Origin of the sequence: Devosia ureilytica, assembly GCF_024273195.1 — a bacterium.
GTDB classification, from domain to species: Bacteria; Pseudomonadota; Alphaproteobacteria; order Rhizobiales; family Devosiaceae; genus Devosia; species Devosia ureilytica.
In genome coordinates this window covers 1-992 of record NZ_JAMZCU010000018.1, presented here as the reverse complement: position 1 = coordinate 992, position 992 = coordinate 1, and the positions used below count along the sequence as shown (strand labels likewise).

Below are 992 nucleotides of genomic sequence, written 5' to 3'. Positions count from 1 at the left end.
CTGCACCACGGCAAGCAGGTTCTTGGTGCGGTGGTTCAGTTCGCCCATGAGATAGCGCGACTGCTCTTCGGCAGACCGCTGGTCAGTGACATCGGTATTGACGCCGCTCATCCCCAGAAAGCGCCCGGTCTCGTCAAAGCGTGGATTGGCTTGGGTGCGCATGATTCGAAAGTTGCCGTCAGCACGTCGATACCGCGCTTCTACGGTGAAAGGGGCGTGATCCTGCATGGCTTGTGCAAAGGGGGTTTGAAGCATCGCGACGTCATCGGGATGCAGGGTGGCGAACCAGTCAAAAGAGCCCAGGTCTTCTGGATACACGCCCCAGAATTGCCGGAGCGACCCATTCAAGAAAAGGCAGCGGCCGTTCTCGTCGCCCATCCACAACATGGCGGGCGTTGTCTCGGCAACAGCAATTGCGAGTTCATCATCGTGCATCCGGAGGTTCGCCCGCCGCTGGACTGATCAAGGTTAAATCACATTGTTCAGCGCTGCGGCAAGCTTTGGGCAAGCCTAACGCCCCTCTGAACCCAATGGGTCGACGATCTGGGGCCCGAACACGACATCGGAGGTGGTCGACACCGACCACTGCCACCCCGCTTCTGTAATCGCCAGAGTTGCAACGCCATTGAGGGAGAGCGGCGACACCTTGCTCAATACGTCGTGGGCAAAGTCGTCGCGCTCATCCCTGTCGGAATGGATGACTTCCGACCACGAGAACTGAAGCGACTGATTGGACTGGTCTCCGACCCAGGTCACGACTACCTCACCACCCGCCACGTCACTCAGTCGAAACGCCGACCCCTCAAAAAGCTCATGGAGCGCCAGACCCAGAGCCTGGGCGGCGTTGGGCGATATCCGGAGCCTGGGGCCAGCGATGGTGTACCGTGCCAGGATCGGGGGCCGCACGATGGCCGCGTGCGCCAGAACCAGCTCGCTGAGATCGACGCCCAGCCAATCTCCGCGCACGATCAGGTCCTGTGTGCGAGAGAGCG

General features: G+C 60.7%; 1 protein-coding gene and 1 pseudogene. Both read right to left on the bottom strand.

Annotated elements, in window-relative coordinates; genetic code table 11:
* Positions 1 to 435, bottom strand: a 435-nt coding sequence (locus NIM87_RS18480) for a PAS domain-containing protein (RefSeq protein ID WP_254676225.1), incomplete at its 3' end; no start/stop codon positions are given.
* Between the two features lie 75 nt (positions 436 to 510).
* A pseudogene (locus NIM87_RS18475) lies at positions 511 to 992 on the bottom strand (hypothetical protein); the annotation flags it as partial.